At 74.3% G+C, this 22,271-nt stretch carries 17 protein-coding genes and 1 pseudogene; 13 read left to right on the plus strand and 5 right to left on the minus strand.

Going from position 1 to position 22,271, the window contains the following annotated elements; all coding sequences use genetic code 11:
* Window positions 1–1,722, plus strand: a 1,722-nt coding sequence (locus HFV08_RS27395) for a pectate lyase-like domain-containing protein (RefSeq protein WP_168543145.1), incomplete at its 5' end; no start/stop codon positions are given.
* Between the two features lie 146 nt (window positions 1,723–1,868).
* The gene (locus tag HFV08_RS27400) at window positions 1,869–2,444 is read left to right on the plus strand and encodes a M23 family metallopeptidase (RefSeq protein ID WP_210430859.1); all 576 of its coding nucleotides are present in this window, start codon (window positions 1,869–1,871) and stop codon (window positions 2,442–2,444) included.
* A 54-nt stretch (window positions 2,445–2,498) separates the two neighbouring features.
* Here the strand turns inward: HFV08_RS27400 and HFV08_RS27405 are convergent, their stop codons facing one another.
* Window positions 2,499–5,387 carry an AfsR/SARP family transcriptional regulator gene (locus tag HFV08_RS27405; protein ID WP_168543146.1) on the minus strand — a complete coding sequence of 963 codons (2,889 nt, stop codon included), beginning with the start codon at window positions 5,385–5,387 and terminating at the stop codon, window positions 2,499–2,501.
* 171 nt (window positions 5,388–5,558) lie between these two features.
* On the opposite strand from HFV08_RS27405, the gene HFV08_RS27410 reads away from it, so the two are divergent.
* The 5 genes from HFV08_RS27410 (at window position 5,559) to purB (ending at window position 10,902) form a co-directional block, all read left to right on the plus strand.
* The gene (locus HFV08_RS27410) at window positions 5,559–5,981 is read left to right on the plus strand and encodes a GNAT family N-acetyltransferase (protein ID WP_168543147.1); all 423 of its coding nucleotides are present in this window, start codon (window positions 5,559–5,561) and stop codon (window positions 5,979–5,981) included.
* Window positions 5,982–6,150: 169 nt separating this feature from the next.
* Window positions 6,151–7,485 carry a hemolysin family protein gene (locus HFV08_RS27415; protein WP_168543148.1) on the plus strand — a complete coding sequence of 445 codons (1,335 nt, stop codon included), beginning with the start codon at window positions 6,151–6,153 and terminating at the stop codon, window positions 7,483–7,485.
* A complete protein-coding gene (locus HFV08_RS27420) occupies window positions 7,482–8,498 on the plus strand; it encodes a hemolysin family protein (RefSeq protein ID WP_168543149.1) in 1,017 nt (338 codons plus the stop codon). Before HFV08_RS27415 ends, HFV08_RS27420 begins: the two co-directional genes overlap by 4 nt.
* A gap of 74 nt (window positions 8,499–8,572) precedes the next feature.
* Window positions 8,573–9,352: an SGNH/GDSL hydrolase family protein gene (locus HFV08_RS27425; RefSeq protein WP_168543150.1), complete on the plus strand. Its 780-nt coding sequence runs from the start codon at window positions 8,573–8,575 to the stop codon at window positions 9,350–9,352.
* Between the two features lie 110 nt (window positions 9,353–9,462).
* Window positions 9,463–10,902: an adenylosuccinate lyase gene (purB, locus tag HFV08_RS27430; protein ID WP_168543151.1), complete on the plus strand. Its 1,440-nt coding sequence runs from the start codon at window positions 9,463–9,465 to the stop codon at window positions 10,900–10,902.
* Between the two features lie 209 nt (window positions 10,903–11,111).
* Here purB and HFV08_RS27435 read toward each other — a convergent pair whose 3' ends face one another.
* Together HFV08_RS27435 and HFV08_RS32605 are read right to left on the minus strand one after the other, a co-directional pair.
* The gene (locus HFV08_RS27435; protein WP_168543152.1) at window positions 11,112–11,606 is read right to left on the minus strand and encodes a hypothetical protein; all 495 of its coding nucleotides are present in this window, start codon (window positions 11,604–11,606) and stop codon (window positions 11,112–11,114) included.
* A gap of 128 nt (window positions 11,607–11,734) precedes the next feature.
* Window positions 11,735–12,203: pseudogene (locus tag HFV08_RS32605) on the minus strand (hypothetical protein).
* Window positions 12,204–12,563: 360 nt separating this feature from the next.
* Between HFV08_RS32605 and HFV08_RS27445 the strand changes: the two are divergent.
* Window positions 12,564–13,397: an alpha/beta fold hydrolase gene (locus HFV08_RS27445; protein ID WP_168543153.1), complete on the plus strand. Its 834-nt coding sequence runs from the start codon at window positions 12,564–12,566 to the stop codon at window positions 13,395–13,397.
* A 171-nt stretch (window positions 13,398–13,568) separates the two neighbouring features.
* Window positions 13,569–14,873: an MFS transporter gene (locus tag HFV08_RS27450; RefSeq protein WP_168543154.1), complete on the plus strand. Its 1,305-nt coding sequence runs from the start codon at window positions 13,569–13,571 to the stop codon at window positions 14,871–14,873.
* A 20-nt stretch (window positions 14,874–14,893) separates the two neighbouring features.
* On the opposite strand, the gene HFV08_RS27455 is transcribed toward HFV08_RS27450, so the two are convergent.
* Window positions 14,894–15,301 carry a VOC family protein gene (locus HFV08_RS27455; protein WP_168543155.1) on the minus strand — a complete coding sequence of 136 codons (408 nt, stop codon included), beginning with the start codon at window positions 15,299–15,301 and terminating at the stop codon, window positions 14,894–14,896.
* A 280-nt stretch (window positions 15,302–15,581) separates the two neighbouring features.
* Here HFV08_RS27455 and HFV08_RS27460 point away from each other — a divergent pair, with 280 nt between their 5' ends.
* Together HFV08_RS27460 and HFV08_RS27465 are read left to right on the plus strand one after the other, a co-directional pair.
* Complete coding sequence (locus HFV08_RS27460; protein ID WP_168543156.1) at window positions 15,582–17,159, plus strand: alkaline phosphatase D family protein; 1,578 nt, start codon at window positions 15,582–15,584, stop codon at window positions 17,157–17,159.
* Window positions 17,160–17,375: 216 nt separating this feature from the next.
* Window positions 17,376–18,689 carry a GNAT family N-acetyltransferase gene (locus HFV08_RS27465; RefSeq protein ID WP_246342125.1) on the plus strand — a complete coding sequence of 438 codons (1,314 nt, stop codon included), beginning with the start codon at window positions 17,376–17,378 and terminating at the stop codon, window positions 18,687–18,689.
* A 77-nt stretch (window positions 18,690–18,766) separates the two neighbouring features.
* Here the strand turns inward: HFV08_RS27465 and HFV08_RS27470 are convergent, their stop codons facing one another.
* Window positions 18,767–19,969, minus strand: a complete 1,203-nt coding sequence (locus tag HFV08_RS27470; RefSeq protein WP_168543157.1) for a trans-sulfuration enzyme family protein — start codon at window positions 19,967–19,969, stop codon at window positions 18,767–18,769.
* A 60-nt stretch (window positions 19,970–20,029) separates the two neighbouring features.
* On the opposite strand from HFV08_RS27470, the gene HFV08_RS27475 reads away from it, so the two are divergent.
* Both HFV08_RS27475 and HFV08_RS27480 read left to right on the plus strand, forming a co-directional pair.
* The gene (locus HFV08_RS27475; protein WP_168543158.1) at window positions 20,030–20,503 is read left to right on the plus strand and encodes an Lrp/AsnC family transcriptional regulator; all 474 of its coding nucleotides are present in this window, start codon (window positions 20,030–20,032) and stop codon (window positions 20,501–20,503) included.
* Between the two features lie 61 nt (window positions 20,504–20,564).
* Window positions 20,565–22,256, plus strand: a complete 1,692-nt coding sequence (locus HFV08_RS27480) for a DUF885 domain-containing protein (protein WP_168543159.1) — start codon at window positions 20,565–20,567, stop codon at window positions 22,254–22,256.
* Window positions 22,257–22,271: the final 15 nt, after the last annotated feature.

The following is a 22,271-nucleotide window of genomic DNA, read 5'->3' on the forward strand; positions in this document are numbered from 1 at the left end:
GCCGCGGCCGCCGGCGCCGCCGCGGCCCTCGGCACGGCGGCCCCCGGCTCCGCCTCCGCCGCCCCGCGCGCGGGCCGGGCCGCCGCCCCCGACCTCGGCCCGAACGCCCTGGTCTTCGACCCCTCGATGTCCGCCGAGTCGATCCAGGCGAAGCTGGACGAGGTCTTCGCACAGCAGGAGAGGGACCAGTTCGGCAGCAGCCGGTACGCGCTGCTCTTCCTGCCGGGCAGCTACCGGGTGGACGCCAATATCGGCTTCAACACCCAGATCCTCGGGCTCGGCCTGTCCCCCGACGACGTGACGATCGACGGCACCGTGCACGCCGAGGCCGACTGGTTCGACGGCAACGCGACCCAGAACTTCTGGCGGGTCGCGGAGAACCTCTCGGTGACCCCGCCGAGCGGCGGCGACCGGTGGGCCGTCTCCCAGGCCGCCCCCTACCGCCGTGTCCATCTGCGCGGCGACCTCGCGCTCGACGACAACGGCTGGGCCAGCGGCGGCTTCCTCGCCGACTCGCGGATCGAGGGGCAGGTGAACTCCGGTACCCAGCAGCAGTGGTTCACCCGCAACTCCGGCCTCGGCAGCTGGGCGGGCGCCAACTGGAACATGGTCTTCCTCGGCACCGGCGGCGCCCCCGGCGACTCCTTCCCCGAGCCGCCCTACACCACCGTCGACCGCACCCCGGTGATCCGCGAGAAGCCCTTCCTGTACGTGGACGAGGGCGGCGCCTACCGCGTCTTCGTACCCGCGCTGCGCACCGACGCCACCGGCACCAGCTGGGAGAACGGCACCCCGCGCGGGGAGTCGCTGCCCGTCGAGGACTTCCTGATCGCCCAGCCGGGCACCCCGGTCGCCGAGATCAACAGCGCGCTGGCGGACGGCAGGCACCTGCTGCTGACCCCCGGCATCCACGAGCTGGACGGGACCATCGAGGTCACCCGCGCGAACACCGTGGTCCTCGGTCTGGGCCTGGCGACCCTGACCCCGGCGGGCGGGGCCGCGGCGCTCACCGTCGCCGACGTGGACGGCGTCAAGATCGCCGGGATCCTGGTGGACGCGAACGAGCAGTCCTCGCCGGTCCTCCTGGTGGTGGGCCCGGAGGGCGCGGACGCCGACCACGCGGCCAACCCGACCTCGCTGCACGACGTCTTCTGCCGGGTCGGCGGACGGCACGCGGGCCGGGCCGACGTCAGCCTGGCGATCAACAGCAACCACGTCATCTGCGACCACCTGTGGCTGTGGCGCGGCGACCACGGCGAGGGCATCGGCTGGGACACCAACCCGGCCAAGTACGGACTGATCGTCAACGGCGACGACGTCACCTGCTACGGGCTCTTCGTCGAGCACTACCAGGACTACCAGGTGTACTGGAACGGCGAGCGCGGGCGGACGTACTTCTTCCAGAGCGAGATGCCCTACGACCCGCCGAACCAGGACGCCTGGATGAACCGGGGCACCCGCGGCTTCGCCTCCTACAAGGTGGACGACGCCGTCGACGACCACCAGGCCTTCGGCCTCGGCGTGTACTGCTTCTTCAACGCCGACCCCTCCGTCGTCAGCGAACGCGCCGTCGAGGCACCGCAGAAGGAGGGCGTGCGCTTCCGGCACCTGGTCACCATCTCGCTCGGCGGCGGCACCGGGACCATCAACCATGTCGTCAACGACACCGGGGGCGCGGTCACTTCGGGCCACACCGAGGAGAACCTCGTCTCCTATCCCTGAGCCGCGGGCACGGTCGGCGGGGCCGGGCGCACCCCGCCCCCGCCGACCGCGGCACCTGCCCCGCTACGGCCGCCGCGGGAATGTATCCGCTTTGTATGCCCGCCCCCTTGAATCGCCGGGTCACCCGACGATCCAAGGGGAGAACCATGCACAGACACATGCGCCGGCTGCTGGCCGCCGCGGGGACCGCCGCCGCCGTGCTGGCCACCGCTCCGCTCGCCTCCGCGGCCACCCAGGAGAACGCCGCGGGGGTCGGCGTACTGGCGAGGCCCGCCTTCAAGCTGCCCTTCGACTGCGGCCAGAGCTGGCGCGGCAGCAACTGGAACGGGCACAGCCCGGCGCACTCCATCGACTTCAACCACTACGACGCGAACGGCACCCCGGACGACTTCGGCCGCCGCGTCTTCGCCAGCGCGGGCGGCACGGTCCTCTCCTCGTACTACGCCACCGACACCGGTTACGGGAACACCATCGTGATCGGGCACGGCGACGGCTGGCAGACCCGCTACGCGCACCTGAGCGCGCGCGACGTGAAGGCGGGCGACACCGTCGCCGTCGGCCAGCAGATCGGCAAGGTCGGCAAGTCCTCCGCGCTCTACGACCTCTCCCCGCACCTGCACTACGAGCAGATACACAACGGCAGCGTCGTGGTCTCCGTCCTGCAGGGCGTGACCTGGAACGACTTCCTGGCGCGGTACCAGACCAGCACCAACCGCTGCTGACCGCGCGGCGGCCGGGCCGGGCACGGGGCCGGACCCGGCCGCCCGCCCGGCCGCTCAGTGCAGCGCGCGGAGCTTGGCGTCCACCAGGGCCGCCTGGTCGCGGGCCTCAAGGCGGCGCCAGGTGGACAGCGAGCGGTGGAAGTAGCGGCGGGCGGTCTGCTTGCGGCCGGTGGCGTGGTGCAACTCGCCGAGCAGACAGGCCACCCGCGCCTCCGCCCGCCGGTCGCCCAGCTGCCGCTGCACCACGAGCGCGCCCACGAGCAGCGCCGAGGCCTGCGCCGCATCGCCCTGGCGCAGGCAGAGTTCGCCGATGCTCTGCTGCACATAGGCCGCGCAGTGGGTGTCCGCCAGCTCGTCGAAGATGCCGAGCGCCCCCTCCAACTCGGCCCGCGCGGCGCCCGGTTCACCGCGCAGCTCGTGCAGTACGGCGATCCGGCGGCGCACCTGTGCCTCGCGGTGCCGGTCGCCCAGCTCACGGGAGAGCCGCAGCGCGCCCTCCAGCCAGCCGGCCGCCGCCCGGGGTTCCCCGCGCTCCAGCCACACCGAGGCGAGGGCGTTGCGGGCGATGGCCTCGCCGTGCCGGTCACCGGCCCGGACGAAGAGCTCCAGCGCCTCGGTGAAGGCGGCCAGCGCCGCGTCGAGCCCCCCGGTGACCCGGTGCACCGACCCCGCGCCCACCGCGGCGAAGCCCTCGCCCGGCAGGTGCCCGAGGGCCGCGAACAGCGTCCGGGAGCGGGCGAAGCTGTCCAGGGACTCGGCGTACCGGTCCTGGTAGAGGTGCAGTTGCCCGAGGTTGCGCAGCAGGGCGGCGGCGTGCACGTCCCGCGGCTCGTCCATGGCGTCGAGCACCAGGCGGTGGGTGCGCAGCCAGTCGTCGTAGTAGCCGCGCATGTCGAAGAAGCTGGCCAGCTCCACGGCGAGCGCGGCGGCGCGCGGGACGTCCCCGAGCCGGGCCGCGCGGTCCACGGCGGCGACCAGGACGCGGCGCTCGCCCTCGAACCACTCCACGGGCCGGGCGCGCACCGCCTCGGTGAGCGCGGCGGCGGGACCGGCCGGGGCCACCGGCTCCCCGAGCACGCCGAGGAAGCGGGTCGGCATCGCCGCGTTGGCGGCCTGCGCGAGCGCGGTGAGCGCGTCCAGCACCCGGGTACGCCGCCCGCTCCGTACCCGGCGGTCGTCCTGTTCGGTCAGCTCCCGGGCGTAGCAGCGCAGCAGTTCGTGCATCCGGTAGCGGGGCAGGCCGAGGCGGTCGGTGTCCACCAACTCGACCAGGTGCTCGTCGAGCAGGGTCTCCAGGCCGGTGGCCGCCTCTCCGCTCTCCCCGGTGGCCGCGGCCACCGTCCAGCCCGCCACCGCCTCGTCGGGCAGCTGGCCGAAGGCCCGGAAGGCGCGGGCGGCGGGCTCGGGCAGATGCCGGTAGCTCAGCTCCGCCCCGGCCCGCACCTCCAGTTCGCCGGTCTGCAACTGGTCGAGCCGCCCGCGCTCGTCCTCCAGGAAGCCGGCGAGGGCGCCGAGGGTCCAGCCGGGGCGGTTGGCGAGCCGCGCGCCCGCGATCCGCACCGCGAGCGGCAGCGAGCCGCAGCCCGCGAGGACCCGGTCGGCGTCCGCCGGGTCCCGGTCGAGCCGTTCCGCGCCGACCAGCGAGCCGAGCAGCGCCCGGGCGTCCTCGCGTTCCATCACGCCCAGCCGGATCTCGTGGACCGGCAGCCCGGTCAGCCGCCGTCGCGAGCTGACCAGGACCGCGCTGCCGCCGGTGCCGGGCAGCAGGGGGCGCACCTGGGCGCTGCCCGCGGCGTCGTCCAGGACCAGGAGGAGGCGGCGCTGGGCCAGCCGGGAGCGGAACAGGGCGGCGCGTTCGCCGAGCCCCGCGGGCAGCGCGCCGTCGATGACGCCGAGTCCGCGCAGCATCTCGGCGAGCACGTCGGCGGGCTCCCGGGGCCGGGCGCTCAGCCCGGCCAGGTCGACGTAGAGCTGGCCGTCCGGGAAGTGGGCGCGCATCCGGTGGGCCGCGTGCACCACCAGGGTGGTCTTGCCGCAGCCCGGCGGTCCGGTGACGGTGACCGCGACAGGCTGCCGCCCGGCGGTGGCGAGCCGGTCCTCCAGTCGGCCGATCTCCGCGGCGCGGCCGGTGAAGTCCGGTACGTCCATGGGGAGTTGGCAGACCGGGCCGGGGTCGGCCGGGCGCCGCCGGGTGGCGTAGCCGTTGATCTCCTCGCCCAGGGCGCGCAGCGGGGCGCTCGGCTCGGTGCCCAGTTCCGCGGCGAGCAGCCGCTCCGCCTCCGCGTACCCGGCGCGTGCCTCGGTGGTGCGTCCGGCGTCGTACAGCGCGCGCAGCAGCATCCGCCACAGGTCCTCGCGCAGCGGGTCCTCGGCGAGGCGGGAGCGCAGTTCGGCGACGAGCGGGGCGTGGTCCCCGCGCAGCAGCCGCACCTCGAGGCATTCGTCGGCCGCCGCGGACCGCAGCGCCTCCAGGCGGGAGACGGCCGGGTCCCAGACCACGCTGGAGGGCACGTCCTGGAGGACGCCGCCGCGCCACAGCCCGAGCGCGGCCTCGTAGCGGCGGAGCGCCCCGGCGCTCTCGCCGCGCTCGCGCAGGGCGCGCGCCTGCTCCAGGCGGCGCTGGAAGAGCAGCTGGTCGAGGGCGTCCGGTGGCACGTCGAGGGCGTAGCCGGAGGACTCGGTGCGCAGTCCCCCGATGGGCACCCCGGCCGCCGCGAGGGTGCGGCGCAGCGCGCGGACATAGGTACGCACATTGGCGAGGGCAGACCGGGGCGCGCCGCCGGGCCACAGCACCTCGGTGAGCTGGTCGACCGAGACGAAGCCGCCGGGCTGCAGCAGCAGGGTGGCCAGGATCGCCCGCGGCTTCGGCCCGCCGACCCGGACCGGCAGGCCGCCCACCCTGACCTGGAGCGTGCCCAGCACGCCGAACGTCGGTTCCCCCATCCCCGGCCTCCGCGTCCCGTGAACTGCCGCGCAGCGTACCGGCGTTCGAGCGGCGCCGGGCGGGCAATCCGGAAGGCGGCGCGGCCCGGTCCCGCCGCCGGGGGCGACATACCGGCCGCCGCACCCGAAATCCCTTCGCCCCGTGACGCGGTCCACTGCTTGGCTTGCCCCATGGAGACTCCGCACATCCGCCCCGCCACCCGGCCCGACATCGACGCCGTCCTGCGGTTCTGGCGGGAGGCCGCCGAGGGGACGAGCATCAGCGACGACGCCGAGGGGCTGACCCGGCTGCTCACCCGCGACCCCGGGGCCCTGCTCCTCGCCGAGCGCGAGGGCAGCGTTGCCGGGACCGTGATCGCGGGCTTCGACGGCTGGCGCTGCCACCTCTACCGGCTGGCCGTGGCGCCCGCGTACCGCAGGCAGGGCATCGCCCGCGCCCTGCTCGCCGCGGCCGAGGCGCGCTTCACGGCGCTCGGCGGGCGCCGCGGGGACGCGATGGTGCTCCGGGACAACGCGCGCGCCCAGCACGCCTGGCGGGCCGCCGGATACGGACCCGAGGAGCACTGGCGCCGCTGGGTGAAGCCGCTGGCCTAAGCCTTCAAGCCCGGCCCGGCTCACCCCCGACTTTGCCGATCCTTTACGATGGCTCCTACAGCCCAGCCACCGAGGAAAGGTGTGAGAGTCCCGCCGTGGACGAGCCCCCCAGTAGCCGATATCGCGCAGAACCGCCGCCCCTGTCCGACGATGGGACGGAGGTGACCCGATGATCGAAGTGCTCCTGCTCGCGGTGGCCGTCCTGCTCTCGCTGGCCTGCGGTGCCTTCGTCGCCGCCGAGTTCTCGCTCACCACCGTCGAACGCGGGGAACTGGAGCGCGCCGCCGAGCGCGGCGAACGCGGTGCCGCCGGTGCCCTCAAGGCGGCCCGGCACCTGACCTTCCAGCTCTCCGGCGCCCAGCTCGGCATCACGGTCACCAACCTGGTGGTCGGCATGCTCTCCGAGCCGTCCATCGCCAAGCTGATCGCCGGGCCGCTGGAGGACATCGGCCTCTCGCACTCCGCGGCCCGCTCGGCCGCCCTGGTGCTCGGCACCGCGCTGTCCACGGTCTTCTTGATGGTGGTCGGCGAGCTGGTGCCGAAGAACTGGGCCATCTCCTCGCCGCTGCCCGTGGCGAAGCGGGTGGCGACCCCGCAGCGCTGGTTCAGCGCCGCCTTCCGGCCCTTCATCACCCACCTCAACAACACCGCGAACCGGGCCGTACGCCGCTTCGGCATCGAACCCACCGAGGAGCTGGCCTCGGCCCGCGGCCCGGAGGAGCTGGTGGCGCTCGCCCGCCACTCCGCCAAGGAAGGCGCCCTGGAACCCGACACCGCGGAGCTGTTCGTCCGCACCCTGAACCTCGCCGACCTGACCGCCGAGAACGTGATGACGCCCCGGGTCCAGGTGATGGCCCTGGACGCCCAGGCCACCTGCGAGGACGTGGCCAACGCCACCCGCGCCACCGGCCTGTCCCGCTTCCCCGTCTACCGGGGCAGCCTCGACTCGGTGGTCGGCATCGTGCACATCAAGGACGTGCTGGCCGTGCCCGCGCAGCGCAGGCTCAGGCACCCGGTCTCCGCGCTGATGCGCGAACCCCTCCTGGTGCCCGAGACGCTCACCGTCGACCGGCTCCTGGACCGGATCTCCGGCCGCCGCACCATGGCCGTGGTGATCGACGAGTACGGCGGCACCGCCGGGGTGGCCACCCTGGAGGACATCGTCGAGGAGGTCGTCGGCGAGGTCCGCGACGAGCACGACCCGCACGAGACACCCGACCTCGCCCCCGCCGGACTCGACGAGGAGGGCCGGTCCCGCTATTCGGCCGACGGCGCCGCCCGCATGGACCAGCTCGCCCGCGTCGGACTGCGCGCCCCGGAGGGCCCGTACGAGACGCTGGCCGGTCTGGTCGCCCGGGAGCTGGGGCGGATCCCCGCCACCGGCGACAGCGTCGAGGTCGCGGGCTGGCGCCTGGACGTGGTGGACGCGAGCGGCCACCGCGCCGCCCGGGTCCTGCTGCACGCGCCGGTCACCGGCAGCGCCCTGAGCGAGGGGGAGCGATGATCGCCGTCCAACTGCTGATCGCCCTGGCGACCCTGGTCGCCAACGCCTTCTTCGTCGGCGCCGAGTTCGCGCTGATCTCGGTGCGGCGCAGCCAGATCGAGCCCTACGCGGAGCAGGGCAACCGGCGCGCGCGCAGCGTGCTGTGGGGCCTGGAGCACGTCTCCGCGCTGCTCGCCGCCGCGCAGCTCGGCATCACCCTGTGCACCCTGGTCCTCGGCGTGGTCGCCGAGCCCGCCCTCGCGCACCTCCTGGAACCGGGCTTCGACGCGGCCGGGGTGCCGCACGGCCTCGTCCACCCGATCTCCTTTGTCCTCGCGCTGGCGCTCGCCACCTATCTGCACATGCTGCTCGGCGAGATGATCCCGAAGAACGTCGCCCTCGCCGAGCCGGTGCGCAGCGCGATGGCGCTCGGACCGCCGCTGGTGGCGCTCGCCCGGGCGCTGCGCCCGGTGATCTTCACCATCAACGCCTTCGCGAACACCCTGCTCAAGCTGCTCAGGGTGGAGTCGAAGGACGAGGTCGCCGCCACCTTCTCCGACGACGAACTGGCCCGCCTGGTCAAGGACTCCTCGGCGGCCGGCCTCCTCGACGACCGCGCCACGGAGCGGCTGCGCGAGGCCCTGGAGCTGCGCCGCCACGCGGTACGCGATGTGGTGCTGCCGCTGGAGCGGGTGATGTACGCGAGGCTCGGGATCACCCCGGAGGGGCTGGAGCGGCTTTCCGCCGAATCCGGCTTCTCCCGGTTCCCCGTGGTGGACGACGGCCGCCGGATCATCGGCTATCTGCACGTCAAGGACGCGCTGGACGCCATGCCGCCGGACGTCCCCTTCCAGATCCGGGACATGCGGCCCATCGCCCGGATCCGCGAGAGCACCCCGCTCGACGAGGTGCTCGCCGCGATGCGCGGCAGCCGCACCCACCTGGCCGCGGTCCTCGGCGACGACGGGCGCCTCGCCGGTCTGGTGACCATGGAGGACGTGCTGCGGGTGCTGTTCAAGCAGCCCACCGCCTGAGCCGGGGCGCCGTCGCGGCGCGGTGCCGGCCCCTCCTCGGCGGGGTCCGGCACCGCGCTACGATCGTCGGCGTCATGGGGATCGATGCGAAATTCACCAGTCTCGTCACGCTCGGCGACAGCTTCACCGAGGGCATGTCCGACCTGCTGCCCGACGGCAGCTACCGCGGCTGGGCCGATCTCCTCGCGGCCCGGATGGCGGCCGCCGCCCCGGACTTCCGGTACGCCAACCTGGCGGTGCGCGGCAAGCTGATCGGGCAGATCGTCGAGGAGCAGGTGGGCCCCGCCGCGGCCATGGGCGCCGATGTGATCACCCTGGTCGGCGGCCTCAACGACACCCTGCGCCCGCGCTGCGACATGGGCCGGGTGCACGCCCTCCTGGAGGAGGCCGTGGAGCGGCTCGCGCCCTCCTGCAAGCAGCTCGTCCTGATGCGCAGCCCCGGCCGCAGCGGCCCCTTCCTGGAGCGCTTCCGGCCGCGCATGGAGGAGCTGTACACCGCCCTCGGCTCACTGGCCGAGCGGCACGGCGCCCTCGTGGTGGACCTCTACGGCGCGCCCTCCCTCGCCGACCAGCGGATGTGGGACGTGGACCGGCTGCATCTGACCGCCGAGGGCCACCGGCGGGTGGCGGAGGCGGTCTGGCAGGCCCTCGGCCACCCCGGCGAGAGCGACTGGCAGGCCGCGCTGCCCCCGGCGGCCCCGGCGAACTGGGCGGCCAGAAGGGCGGCCGACGCCCGCTTCGCCCGGGTGCACCTGCTGCCGTGGATCGGGCGCCGCCTGACCGGCCGGTCCTCCGGCGACGGCCGCGCGGCCAAGCGCCCCGAGCTGCTGCCGTACGAGGACCGGGTCCGCTGAGCCCGCGGCACCCGCCCGCGCCCGAGGGCGGCGTGACGCGCCTCTCGTAGCTTCCGACGAACGCGTGCACGGCGCTGGCCTGCAGGAATCGACCAGTAGAATCGTCTTCCGTGACTGCGTCTGCGAAGCCCCGCATCCCGAACGTCCTGGCCGGCCGCTATGCCTCCACCGAGCTGGCGACCCTGTGGTCCCCCGAGCACAAGGTGCGCCTGGAGCGCCGGCTCTGGCTGGCCGTCCTGCGCGCCCAGAAGGACCTCGGCATCGAGGTGCCCGAGGCGGCGCTCGCCGACTACGAACGCGTCCTCGACGAGGTCGACCTCGCCTCCATCGCCGACCGGGAGAAGATCACCCGGCACGACGTGAAGGCCCGGATCGAGGAGTTCAACGCGCTCGCCGGGCACGAGCACGTGCACAAGGGCATGACCTCGCGCGATCTCACCGAGAACGTCGAGCAGTTGCAGATCCGCCTCTCCCTGGAACTGGTCCGGGACCGGGCGGTCGCCGTCCTCGCCCGGCTCGGCAAGCTCTCCGGCGAGTACGGCGAGCTGGTCATGGCGGGCCGCTCGCACAATGTCGCCGCCCAGGCGACCACCCTCGGCAAGCGCTTCGCGACCGCCACCGACGAACTCCTGGTCGCCTACGCCCGGGTCGAGGAACTCCTCCGCCGCTACCCGCTGCGCGGCATCAAGGGCCCGGTCGGCACCGCGCAGGACATGCTCGACCTGCTCGGCGGCGACGCGGCGAAGCTGGCCGAACTGGAACAGCGCATCGCCGCGCACCTCGGCTTCGGACAGGCCTTCACCTCGGTCGGCCAGGTCTACCCGCGCTCCCTGGACTACGAGGTGGTGACCGCCCTGGTGCAGCTCGCGGCGGCGCCCTCCTCGGTGGCCAAGACGGTCCGCCTGATGGCAGGACACGAGCTGGTCACCGAGGGCTTCAAGCCCGGCCAGGTCGGCTCCTCGGCGATGCCGCACAAGATGAACACCCGCTCCTGCGAACGCGTCAACGGACTCATGGTCATCCTGCGCGGCTACGCCTCGATGACCGGCGAGCTGGCGGGCGACCAGTGGAACGAGGGCGATGTCTCCTGCTCGGTGGTGCGCCGGGTCGCCCTGCCGGACGCCTTCTTCGCGCTCGACGGCCTCCTGGAGACCTTCCTCACCGTCCTCGACGAGTTCGGCGCCTTCCCCGCCGTCGTCGCCCGGGAACTCGACCGCTACCTGCCCTTCCTCGCCACCACCAAGGTCCTGATGGCCTCGGTACGCGCCGGGGTCGGCCGGGAGCTCGCCCACGAGGCCATCAAGGAGCACGCGGTGGCCTCCGCCCTCGCCATGCGCGAGCAGGGCGCCGAGCGCAACGAACTGCTCGACAAGCTCGCCGCCGACACCCGGATCCCCCTGGACCGCGCGCAGTTGGACGCCCTGATGGCGGACAAGCTCTCCTTCACCGGCGCCGCGAGCGACCAGGTGGCCGCCGTGGTGGCCCGCGTCGAGGACGTGGTGAAGCAGCGCCCGGAGGCCGCCGGGTACACCCCTGGTGCCATCCTCTGAACCTGCGGCGCGCAGCCGGGGCGGGATCGCTCAACTCCGTTTCTCACCGGGGCCGTTGACCTACCGGACGTCCGCAGATCGCGGGCGTCCGGCGCTGGGCGGGCGGCGCTGGGCGGGCGGCGCTGGGCGGGCGGGCGGACGACGGGAGAGCGGACTGCGCCCCGCCGCAGCAGGGAACGCTCCCCGTCGTAGGGGGACCGCTCCCCGTCTCACGGCGGGTCGGTCTCGGTGACCACGGCGAGCAGGCGGGGCGCCTGCTCGGGGCCGGTCCGTGTGATGCCGAGTCCCAGCCAGCGCCCCTCGGGGTCGGTGCGCCAGAGGTAGAGGTGCCCGGCCTCCTCGCTCAGCGTCTTCCAGGGCTCCGGTATCTCCTCCGCGCGCTCCCAGGAGCGCAACAGCAGCCCGTCCAGGGCCAGTTCCCCCGGGTCACCCCAGCGCGCGGTCAACTGCGCCCGCAGGGCTTCGCGTTCGGCCTCGCGCTGCTCCAACTCCCCTACGCGGGCCTCTGGTTGACCGCACTCCTCGGCTCCGGCCCACCCCGGCCCGGTACCCCGGGACGTCTCCGCACTCTCCACCGACTGCGTACCGAGGTACGCCATCCGAAAGCCGGGACCCGCGAAGCCCGCACCGGATCCGCTGTGCTCGGCGGGGAACTCCCCCGAGCACAGCAGCTCTATCGCCGCGAGATCCTGTGGCCTGGTCATGCCTCAAGTAAACAGCCCCGCACCGACATTGGCGGTACGTCAGGTGGGTCGACTCGGGGCTCCGGGGCCTGCGCCGGGAAGCCCGTCGGCAGCCCCACCCCCCGTGGACGAGACCGCCACCCTGCTGCTCAGGCGTCCCGCCACCGTAGCGCCCACCACCCCGCGAGGGCGTCGAGGGCGGCCCAGGCCGCGCAGACCGCGCAGAAGACGATCAGGAGGATGGGGATGAGCAAGCTCAGTACGGCCACGGCGCTGCGCGGCAGGACGGTCAGCCGGGCCACGCCGAGGATCCCCGCCGTCTTCGCCCCGTATAGCAGCCCCCGGCCCGACACCGCGGACAGCGAGACACGCAGGGCAGCCGTTCCGGTACTCGGCACCGGCCGCGGTGGCGCCGAAGCAGAGAGCGGCGATCTGGCCGAAGGTGAGGGCGAAGAAGGCACCGAAGAGCGGGTCGGTGTCCTCGGCGGGGCCGGCGGTGGCGTGGACGAGCACGGTGACGGCCGAGGTCACGCCGAGGGCCGCGAGCAGGGACCCCCAACTAGCGCGCACCGAACGGATCTTGAGCCATTCGGAGTGGGCGACGGCGAGCGGTGACATCTCAGGGGTCCTGCCGGGTGGCGGCGAACTCGGCGTCCGAGGCGGCGAGTCGGAGGTACGCCGCCTCCAAGGTCGGTTCCTCTTCGGCGAGTCCCTGGAGGGCACCCCCGCCGCGGCGGTGATCCGCCCACCTCCGCGGCCCTGGCCCCGGCCACCCGCCAGCGATCCGGCGGGGCGGGCGCCAGGGTGTGGCCCGCCTGGGCGAGGGCGGCGGCCCGCCGGGCGTGCCACATCCAGGAATCCGCCCCAGCACCCGGGGCCGGAACAGGAAACCGGAACCAGGGGCTACCCACCGGTAGGGACTTACTGACAGACTGTCTAACCCCCCTGCCCGACCCCGATGACCCTCCGAGGAGCAGCATGACCGCCACGGCCTCCTTCACCGTCGAGTCCGCGCACGGTCCGCAGACCGTGACCGTCGCCTACGACCGCGCAGGCAGCGGCGAACCGCTGGTCCTGCTGCACGGCATCGGCCACCACGGGCAGGCCTGGGACCCGGTCGTCCCGGCGCTCGCCGCGCAGTACGACGTCATCACGGTCGACCTGCCCGGCTTCGGCGTCTCCCCGGGCCTGCCGGACGGCGTCCCCTACGAACTGGGCAGCGTGGCGCGGATCCTCAACGCCTTCAGCGAGTCGCTCGGCATCGAACGCCCGCACCTCGCGGGCAATTCGCTCGGCGGACTGCTCGCCCTGGAACTCGGCCGCCAGAAGCTGGCCCGCTCGGTGACCGCCCTCTCCCCCGGCGGCTTCTACACCGAGGGCGAGCGCATCTACGCCTTCCGCACCCTGCAGGCGATGCGCGCGGGCGCCCGGCTGCTGCCGCTCTCCCTGATCGAACGGCTGTCCCGCTCTGCGGCCGGCCGCGCGGCCTTGACCGGCACCATCTACGCCCGTCCGGCCCGCCGTTCACCCGAGGCCGCGGTCGCCGAGACCCTCGCCCTGCGCAACGCCACCGGCTTCGACAAGACTCTCGCCGCCGGACTCGACCTGCGCTTCACCGAGGACGTGACCGGACTCCCGGTCACCATCGCCTGGGGCGCGAAGGACCGCCTCCTCCTGCGCCGCCAGGGCATCCGCGCCAAGCGCCTCATCCCCGACGCCCGCCTGATCCGCCTCCCCGACTGCGGCCACGTCCCGATGAACGACGACCCGGCCCTCGTCGCCCGGGTCATCCTGGACACCGCGGGGCGGTAGCGGGCCGGGCGGTCCAGCGGCGGACGGTGCCCAACCGCACTACCCCCAGGCCCAGTTGCCCGAGCCGCCAGCCCGTCCCGCCGGAGCGGCGGCCAGGCTCCCGCGGAGCTTTCCGGTCATCCCCGCGCGGACGCCTCCGGACCTGCCGCCCGGTGCCTACAGTGGGCGCCCATGCCTCCCCTCTCGGGTTCGCTGCTGCGGCAGCGGCCCTTCCTCCTGCTCGTCCTCGCCCGGGCCGTCTCGGTGCTCGGCAACGGCTTCGCGCGGGTGGCGCTGGCCTTCGCCGTCCTCGGGCTGCCGGGGACCGGGCCCGGTGCCCTCTCCCTGGTCCTGGCCTGCCAGGCGCTGCCGCAACTGGTCTTCGTACTCTTCGGGGGTGTCCTCGCGGATCGGATGTCGCGGGCGCGGCTGATGGTGCTCGCGGACGTGGCCGGTGCCGCCGCCTACACCGCGCTCGCCGTGCTCGTGCTCGCCGGGCGCGCGCCGCTGTCCGCCCTCTGCGCCCTCGCGGTCGCGGCCGGGACGGCGACCGCGCTCTTCGCACCGGCCATGGAGGGCATCGTCGTCCAGGTCGTCCCGCGCGAACGCCTCCAGCAGGCCAACGGCACCCTGCGGATGGCCACCAACACCTCCCTCGTCCTCGGCCTCGCGCTCTCCGGCGTCACCGTCGCCCTCGTCGGGGCGGGCTGGGCCCTCGCCCTGAACGCGGCCTCCTTCCTGGTGAGCGCCCTGCTCACCGCGGCCCTCGGTACCAAGGGCCCACCGGCGAGGGGGACTTCGGGCTGGGCGGACCTGCGGGAGGGTTGGCGGGAGTTCGCCGGGCGGCAGTGGCTGTGGGTGGTGGTCGCCCAGTTCACCGTCGTGGTGGCCGCGCTCAACGCCTACCTGGGCGTCCTCGGCCCGCTCACCGCCGAGGAGCACGCGGGCGGCGCCCGGGCCTGGTCCCTGCTGGTCGCCGCGCAGGCCGTGGGCACCGTCGCGGGAGCGGGTGCGGCCGCGCGGCTGCGGGTGCGCCGCCCCCTGCTCGTCGCCGTGCTCGCGACCTTTCCGTACGCGCTGCCGCTGGTCCTGCTGAGCATGGGCGCCCCGCTGTGGACGAGCGCCTGCGCCATGTTCGCCTGCGGGGTCACCGGCGATGTGTTCGCCGTCCTGTGGTCGACCACCTTGCAGCAGCGGGTCCCGGAGGCGGCGCTGTCCCGGGTCAGCTCCTACGACCTCTTCGGTTCGCTGGCCTTCGCCCCGCTCGGGCTGCTCCTCGCCGGTCCGGTCGCCGGGGCGGTGGGCACCCGGGCCGCGCTCGCGGGCTGCGCCGCCGCCATGGTCCTGGCCTGCGCGGCGGCCCTGCTCTCGCCCCAGGTGCGGCGCCTCACCGCGCCTCCGGCCGCACCGGCACCGGTCCCGCAGCCGCCGCCCGTCCCCACCCAGCAGGACGCCTCGACCGAGCAGGACACCTCAGCACAGCGCCACCCCGGCTGACCGCCCGCGCCGCCGCCCGCTCACCCGTTCCGCCACCCCCGCCGGCACAGCACCAGCCGATAGCCGTCCGGGTCCTCCACCGTCACGCCCCAGGTGTTCCAGTACGGATTCGGCGAGGCGACGACCCGGCCGCCGTTCTCCTCAAGGCCCCGTACGGTCTCGCCCGGCACCTCCCCGTCGACGTACAGGACGAGCAGGTCCTCCTCGGTCGGGCGCGGGAGGACCGGGTGGGCCGGGTCGCGGCCGAGTTCCAGGTGCCAGTCGGCGTCCGGCCAGCCGAGCATCAGCAGCTCGTGCTCGCCGGGCTCCCGGCCCTCGGCGCGGTACTGGACGGCGAGGCCGAGGCCCCGGGTCCAGAAGCGTTCGGCGGCGGCGAGGTCGCGGCTCGGGCGGGCGAGGCGCAGGTGACTCCGTGCGTCCAGGGGCATGTGCGGTGTCCTCTCCTCCGGCCGCCGGTGCTCCGCCGGAGACGGCCCGGCCGGGAGCCTCCGGTGGCCGCGGCCCGGATCGGGAGCCTAGGAGGTGCCCGGGGTCGGGCGCCTCGGTCCCGGGCCGGGGCGCGGCTCCTCCGCTCGGCCTCCTCCGCAGGTCCCGTACGGGCAACGGACCGGTCGTCCGACCGAGGTTCGGGGAGTGCCGGTCGCCGGGAAGGAGGAGGGGGCGTGCGTCGTGGACGACGGCGGGCGCTCACTTCTGGAGGTCCTGCCCATGACATCGCGTTCGCCGCTTCCGCTTCCCGGCCGCCGCAGTGTGCTGCGCGGTTCGCTCGCCGTCCCCGCCGCGCTGGCGCTGCCCGGGCTCGCCGCCGGGGCCCCGGCCTTCGCCCGGTCCGGGCGGCCCGCCGCGCCCTGGGGTGTGCAGAGCGGGGATGTGAGCGCGCACTCCGGTCTGGTCTGGGTACGCGCGGACCGGCCCGCCCGGATGCTGGTGGAGACCGCGGCCACCGAGTCCTTCCGCGACGCGGTGCGCCACCCGGGGCCCCTCCTCGGCCCGGGCACCGACTTCACCGGGACGACGCGCCTGGCCGGGCTGCCCGCGGGCGAGCGGATCCACTACCGGGTGCGCCTCGCCGACCCGGACGACCCGCGCCGCACCGGCGAGCCGATCACCGGCAGCTTCCGTACCGCGCCGCTGCGGCGCCGCGAAGGGGTGCGCTTCGTCTGGTCGGCGGACATCGCGGGCCAGGGCTGGGGCATCAACCCGGACCGCGACGGCTGGACCGTCTTCGCGGACATGCGCCGCCGCTCGCCCGACTTCTTCCTGTGCAGCGGCGACACCATCTACGCCGACGGCCCGATCGAACCCCTGGTACGGCTCCCCGACGGCCGGACCTGGCGCAATCTGGTCACCGAGGAGAAGGCGAAGGTGGCCGAGACCCTCGCCGAGTTCCGCGGGGCACAGCGGTACAACCGGCTCGACCGGCACGTACGCGCCTTCTCCGCGGAGGTCCCCGTGATCGCCCAGTGGGACGACCACGAGGTGCACAACAACTGGTCCCCGGGCGAGATCCTGGACGACGACCGCTACACCGAGAAGGACACCCGGGTCCTCTCCGCGCGCTCGCTGCGCGCCTTCGGCGAGTACCACCCGGTCTCCACCCTGAGGCCGGACGGCGGCCACGGCCGGATCCAGCGCGTGGTGCGGCACGGGCCGCTGCTCGACGTCTTCGTGCTCGACATGCGCACCTACCGCAACGCCAACTCGCCCGGCCGCCAGCCCGAGGACCGCACGGGCATCCTCGGCGCCGAGCAACTGGCCTGGCTGAAACGGGAACTGGCGCGTTCGCGCGCCGTGTGGAAGGTGATCGCCGCCGATATGCCGCTGGGTCTCGTGGTCACCGACGGGAAGACCGACTTCGACGGGGCGGCCCAGGGCGACCCGGGCGCACCCCTCGGCCGCGAACTCCAGCTCGCGGAACTGCTGCGCTTCATCAAGCACCGCCGGATCACCGGCACCCTGTGGCTGACGGCGGACGTGCACTACACCTCGGCCCAGCAGTACGTTCCGGAGCGGGCGGCCTTCCAGGACTTCGCCCCCTTCTGGGAGTTCGTCTCCGGGCCGCTCGCGGCGGGCGGCTACCCGGCGGCCGCCCTCGATCCGACCTTCGGCCCGGTGCAGCACTTCCTCAAGGCACCGGCGGCGGCCAACACCTCACCGCTGGACATGCCGCAGAACTACGGCGAGGTCGATATCGACGGCGGGAGCGGGGAGTTGACGGTCCGGCTGCGCGAGGAGGGCCGGGTGCTCTACACCAAGGTGCTCCAGCCGGGCCGGGTGGGACAGTAGGACCGGCGGGGCGGGAGAGGGGCGCGGGCCCGGCTCAGCCGCCGGGCCCCGAGGGGCGCCGCGAGACACCTTCGTACGCCGGAAGAATCTGTCCGCTTGCGACCTGCATGTTCCCGATCAGGAGTAAAAGCGCGACAAAAACGGCGGAGTCGCCCTTTACTCATCAGACACAATACGTTCGTGGTCACGCAACACCCCTCCGGCACAGTGGAATGCATGACTCAGGACATGTCCGATGTGAACCGCGAGACCCCCGCCACCCGGACCCGCCCCGCGCTCAGCGTGGTCCGCTCCTGGTGGACACGCCGCCAGGAACACGCCCCGCCGAGAAGCGATACCGGCGCCCGGTCCGCCTCCCCGGAGCGCGAGACCGGGCGGTCCGGCACCGCCGAGCGGGACCGGGCGCCCGAGTCCGCGGACTCCCCCGCCCCGAGCACGCTCTGGCGCATGCGGACGACGGTACGGGACACCCCGGGGGCGCTGGCCTCGCTCTGCTCGGCACTGGCCGGGCTCCGGGTGGACATCCTCAGCCTGGGGACCCACCCGCTCGCCGAGGGCACGGTCGACGAGTTCCTGCTGCGCGTCCCGGCCGAGCTGGAGTCCGGCACGCTCACCGCGGCCGTCGCCGAGGCGGGTGGCCGCGACACCTGGATGGAGCTGGCCGACACCCACGACCTCGTGGACGCGCCCACCCGCATCCTCGCCCTGGCCACCCGTACCGCCCTCGACTCGGCCGAACTCCCGCTGGCCCTGCGCCAGTTGCTCGGCCGGTGCACCATCCGCTCGGTGCCCGCGAAGCCCGAGGACGGGGCCGTCGAGGACACGTTCGACGGCACCGTGATGCGGCTGGCGAGCGCGCAGGGCAGCGCCCTGACCGTGGAGCGGCCCTATCTGCCGTTCACCCCGACCGAGTTCGCCCGGGCCCGCGCCCTGGTCGCACTGGACGCCCGCCTCGGCCGCCGGCTGCCCGACCAGGAGGACGTGGTGGACCTGGCGCGCGGCTCCGTCACCGTGCGCCGCGCCGACACCGCCGACCTGGACGCCGCGAAGGCCATGCACGAGCGCTGCTCGGCACGCACCCTCTCGCTGCGCTACCACGGCCCGGTCGGCGACGCGGACCGCTATCTGCGCCACCTGCTGAGCCCCCGCTTCGGCCGGACCCTGGCCGCGCAGACCGCCTCGGGCCGCATCGTCGCGCTCGGGCACCTGCTCTGGGACGGCGACGAGACCGAGATCGCGCTGATCGTCGAGGACGAGTGGCAGCGCCGGGGCATCGGAGCCGAACTCCTTGGCAGACTGGTGGCGATGGCCGCCGAGGCGGGCTGCGCGCACGTCTACGTGATCACGCAGTCCGCCAACACCGGAATGGTCGCCGCCATGCGCGGACTCGGCCTCCCCCTGGACTACCAGGTCGAGGAGGGCACCCTCGTGATCACCGCCCGCCTCGACGCGAGCACGGCAGCGGGGCTGGTCCGGGCGGAGGCGGCCCCGGCGGGCGAGGAACCCGCCGAGGTCACCGCCGGAAACTGAACCCGGACCCGGGCACAGGGCCCGGGGGGCGTCCGGCCCCGATCAGCCGGACGCTCCCCTACGCCCCTGCCGCTCCCCTACGCCTCCGCGACCGCCGTCGTCCGCCCCTCGCGACCGCTGGTGCGGACCGGCCCGAGGGCCTGGTCCAGGTCCTGCCAGAGGTCCTCCACGTCCTCCAGGCCGACCGAGAGGCGGAGCAGTTTGTCGCTCACCCCGGCGGACCTGCGGTCGCCCGCGTCCACGATGCGGTGGCTGATCGAGGCCGGGTGCTGGATGAGGGTGTCGACGCTGCCGAGGCTGACCGCGGGGGTGATCAGCCGTACTGCGGCGATGAGTTCGTGCGGTTCGCCGGTCACCTCGAAGGCGACCATGCCGCCGCCGATCCGCGGGTAGTGGACCCGGGAGACCCGCGGGTCGGCGGCGAGCCGCTCGGCGAGCTGGGCGGCGGTGGCCGAGGCCGCCTTCACCCGGACCGGCAGGGTGGCCAGTCCGCGCAGCAGCAGATAGCCCGCGAAGGGGTGCAGCACCCCGCCGGTGGCGAAGCGCACCTGGCGCAGCTTGCGGGCGAAGGCCTCGTCGCAGGCGACGACGCCGCCGAGCACATCGCCGTGGCCGCCGAGGTACTTGGTCGCGCTGTGCAGGACGAGCCGGGCCCCGCTCTCCACCGGACGCTGGAGCACCGGGGTGGCGAAGGTGTTGTCGACCAGGAGCGGCACCGAGCCGCAGCTGTGCGCGATGGCGCGCACGTCGAGTTCGGCGAGGGTCGGGTTGGCGGGCGACTCGATCATGATCAGACCGGTCTCGGGCCGGATGGCGTCGGCGATGCCCGCCGGGTCCACCCAGGTCACCTCGGAGCCGAGCGCCCCGGCGGTCAGCAGGTGGTCGCTGCACCCGTACAGCGGGCGTACGGCGACCACATGCCGCAGTCCGTCGCCGAGCCGGGCGAGCAGCACCGCGGTCAGCGCGGCCATGCCGCTGGCGAAGGCGACGGCCGACTCGGTGCCCTCCAGGGTGGCGAGCGCCTTCTCGAAGCGGCTGACGGTCGGGTTGCCGAGCCGGGCGTAGACCGGCGGCCCGTCCGGCTCGGCGCCCTCGGCGGCGAAGGCGTCGATCCGGGCGGCCTCCCCGCGGCTGTCGTAGGAGGGGTAGGTGGTGGACAGGTCGAGCGGCGGGGCGTGCAGTCCGAGTCCGGCGAGGTCCTCGCGGCCGGCGTGCACGGCTTCGGTGGCCAGCGCCCGGGGTAGGGGAGCGGCGTCCATGGCATCGAGACGGAAGTCCATGGGCTCCAGCCTGAACAGCTGCCGGGAGGCTGCGGAGAAATCCCGTGCTACGTTCGGCCGATGGTTGACTCCGTCGTACTGGACCCGGTTGATCTGCATATTCTGCGGCTCCTGCAGAACGACGCCCGGCTCACCTACCGGGAGCTCTCGGCCGAGGTCGGCGTGGCCCCCTCGACCTGTCTGGACCGGGTGGCCCGGCTGCGCCGCAGCGGGGTGATCCTCGGGCACCGGCTCCGCCTCGACCCGGCGCGCCTCGGGCGCGGGCTCCAGGCCCTGCTCGCGGTCCAAGTCCGGCCGCACCGACGGGAGTTGGTGGGCCCCTTCGTGGAGCGGGTGCGGGCCCTGCCGGAGGCGCGCTCGGTGTTCCACCTGACCGGTCCGGACGACTACCTGGTGCATGTGGCGGTAACCGACGCCGCCGATCTGCAGCGCCTGGTCCTGGACGAGTTCACCGCGCACCGCGAGGTCGCCCGGGTGGAGACCCGGCTGATCTTCCAGCAGTGGGAGTGCGGGCCGCTGCTGCCGCCCCGCTGAGCGGGCGCCGCCCGCGCCGTTTCGCCGTGACGCGGCCGCCGCCCCGTACGAGGATGGCGGCATGTCCGACACGACGCTCCCCCCGCTGCCCCGCGAGGTCGCCGACGCCTACGTCGACGAGCTCGTCGCCCTCGATCCGGCCACCGGTACGTATCTCGGCGTCGCCGAGAGCTCCTCGGCGCTGCCCGACTACTCGCCCGAGGGCCAGGAGGAGGTGGCCGCGCTCGCCCGCCGGACCCTCGTCCGGCTCGACGCGGCGGAGCGCGGCGCGGGGGCGGACCGCGGTGTGGAGCGGCGCTGCGCCCGGCTGCTGCGCGAGCGGCTCGGCGCCGAACTCGCCGTGCACGAGGCGCAGGAGGGGCTGCGCGCGGTGAGCAATCTGCACTCCCCGGCGCACACCGTCCGGCAGGTCTTCACCCTCACCCCGGCCGGGACCGAGGAGGAGTGGGCGGCCCTCGCGGAGCGGCTGCGCGCGGTGCCCGAGGCGCTGGCCGGGTACCGCGCCTCGCTCGCCCTCGGCCTGGAACGCGGGCTGCCCGGCGGACCCCGCGCCACCGCCACCTTCCTCGGCCAGCTCGCCGAGTGGGCCCGCGGGGCGGACGGCAGGGGCTGGTTCGAGGAGTTCGCCGCCGCCGGTCCCGACGCCCTGCGCGCGGAGCTGGACGACGCCTCCCGCACCGCGACCGCGGCCGTCGGCGCCCTGCACGACTGGATCCGGGACGTCTACGCGCCCGGTGTCGCCGGTGCCCCCGACACCGTCGGCCGGGAGCGCTACGCCCGCTGGGTGCGCTACTTCAACGGCACCGACACCGATCTCGACGAGGCCTACGCGTACGGCTGGTCCGAATTCCACCGGCTGCTCGGCGAGATGCGCACCGAGGCGGAGAAGGTCCTGCCCGGCGCGCGCACGCCCTGGGCGGCCCTCGCGCACCTGGACCGGCACGGCCGGCACATCGAGGGCGAGGAGGCGGTCCGGGAGTGGCTGCAGGGGCTGATGGACGAGGCCATCGAGGCCCTCGACGGCACCCACTTCGCGCTCGCGCCCCGGGTACGGCGGGTGGAGTCCCGGCTCGCCCCGCCCGGCAGCGCCGCCGCGCCCTACTACACCGCGCCCTCCGAGGACTTCTCCCGCCCGGGCCGCACCTGGCTGCCCACCCTGGGGCAGACCCGCTTCCCCGTCTACGACCTGGTGTCGACCTGGTACCACGAGGGCGTGCCGGGACATCATCTGCAACTGGCCCAGTGGACCCATGTGGCGGGCGAACTCTCCCGCTACCAGGCGAGCGTCGGCGGGGTGAGCGCCAATCTGGAGGGCTGGGCGCTCTACGCGGAGCGGCTGATGGACGAACTGGGCTTCCTCGGCGACCCGGAGCACCGGCTCGGCTACCTCGACGCGCAGATGATGCGTGCCGTACGGGTCGTCATCGACATCGGCATGCACCTGGGGCTGCGCATCCCCGGGGACTCGCCCTTCGCGCCCGGTGAGCGCTGGACGCCCGCGCTGGCGCAGGAGTTCTTCGGCGCGCACAGCAGCCGCCCGGCCGACTTCGTGGAGAGCGAGCTGACCCGCTATCTCTCCATGCCGGGCCAGGCCATCGGCTACAAGCTCGGCGAACGCGCCTGGCTCACCGGCCGGGACCGGGCGCGGGCCCGGCACGGCGCCGCCTTCGACGCCCGCTCCTGGCACATGGCCGCGCTCTCCCAGGGCTCGCTCGGACTGGACGATCTGGTCGAGGAGCTGGCGCGCCTGTAGCCCTCCGCCCGGGCG

The organism is Streptomyces physcomitrii (assembly GCF_012273655.1).
Lineage (GTDB): Bacteria > Actinomycetota > Actinomycetes > Streptomycetales > Streptomycetaceae > Streptomyces > Streptomyces physcomitrii.

Bases quoted from the DNA above. Each gene is read 5' to 3' on its own strand.
- HFV08_RS27400 (WP_210430859.1), top strand. From the start codon at position 1,869: ATGCACAGACACATGCGCCGGCTGCTGGCCGCCGCGGGGACCGCCGCC.
- HFV08_RS27405 (WP_168543146.1), bottom strand. From the start codon at position 5,387: ATGGGGGAACCGACGTTCGGCGTGCTGGGCACGCTCCAGGTCAGGGTG.
- HFV08_RS27410 (WP_168543147.1), top strand. From the start codon at position 5,559: ATGGAGACTCCGCACATCCGCCCCGCCACCCGGCCCGACATCGACGCC.
- HFV08_RS27415 (WP_168543148.1), top strand. From the start codon at position 6,151: ATGATCGAAGTGCTCCTGCTCGCGGTGGCCGTCCTGCTCTCGCTGGCC.
- HFV08_RS27420 (WP_168543149.1), top strand. From the start codon at position 7,482: ATGATCGCCGTCCAACTGCTGATCGCCCTGGCGACCCTGGTCGCCAAC.
- HFV08_RS27425 (WP_168543150.1), top strand. From the start codon at position 8,573: ATGGGGATCGATGCGAAATTCACCAGTCTCGTCACGCTCGGCGACAGC.
- HFV08_RS27435 (WP_168543152.1), bottom strand. From the start codon at position 11,606: ATGACCAGGCCACAGGATCTCGCGGCGATAGAGCTGCTGTGCTCGGGG.
- HFV08_RS27445 (WP_168543153.1), top strand. From the start codon at position 12,564: ATGACCGCCACGGCCTCCTTCACCGTCGAGTCCGCGCACGGTCCGCAG.
- HFV08_RS27450 (WP_168543154.1), top strand. From the start codon at position 13,569: ATGCCTCCCCTCTCGGGTTCGCTGCTGCGGCAGCGGCCCTTCCTCCTG.
- HFV08_RS27455 (WP_168543155.1), bottom strand. From the start codon at position 15,301: ATGCCCCTGGACGCACGGAGTCACCTGCGCCTCGCCCGCCCGAGCCGC.
- HFV08_RS27460 (WP_168543156.1), top strand. From the start codon at position 15,582: ATGACATCGCGTTCGCCGCTTCCGCTTCCCGGCCGCCGCAGTGTGCTG.
- HFV08_RS27465 (WP_246342125.1), top strand. From the start codon at position 17,376: ATGACTCAGGACATGTCCGATGTGAACCGCGAGACCCCCGCCACCCGG.
- HFV08_RS27470 (WP_168543157.1), bottom strand. From the start codon at position 19,969: ATGGACTTCCGTCTCGATGCCATGGACGCCGCTCCCCTACCCCGGGCG.
- HFV08_RS27475 (WP_168543158.1), top strand. From the start codon at position 20,030: ATGGTTGACTCCGTCGTACTGGACCCGGTTGATCTGCATATTCTGCGG.
- HFV08_RS27480 (WP_168543159.1), top strand. From the start codon at position 20,565: ATGTCCGACACGACGCTCCCCCCGCTGCCCCGCGAGGTCGCCGACGCC.